Origin of the sequence: Dorea sp. 210702-DFI.3.17 (assembly GCF_020560825.1) — a bacterium.
GTDB classification, from domain to species: Bacteria; Bacillota; Clostridia; order Lachnospirales; family Lachnospiraceae; genus Dorea; species Dorea formicigenerans.
The window spans coordinates 1-257 of record NZ_JAJCNB010000124.1; the positions used below are offsets into that span (position 1 = coordinate 1).

1 protein-coding gene is annotated in these 257 nt (G+C 45.5%); it reads right to left on the reverse strand.

The window, feature by feature from the left end; all coding sequences use genetic code 11:
• Positions 1–99: hypothetical protein (locus tag LI149_RS15955; RefSeq protein WP_227143630.1), on the reverse strand; the 99-nt coding region annotated here is incomplete at its 3' end.
• Positions 100–257 lie beyond the last annotated feature (158 nt).

Below are 257 nucleotides of genomic sequence, written 5' to 3' on the forward strand. Positions count from 1 at the left end.
TTGAGCAACATTGACAATAATGGCGGCAATCGCCGCAATCGCTAGCACAACGGTAACGATTTTCGCCAAAAACAAACCATATTCAGACAACAATTCCACGAGTCCCCACCTTGGTTAAACAACGCTTTGGCTCACAGTTTACAACAGGCATGTTTAGCCGTCTCGCAGAGATGTTATTGCAGCGAAAGTATGACAAAGTATCCATTTTGCGGTGTTATCGCCCCAGGCTGATTGAAATGCCCTTCTGTTTCAGGCAT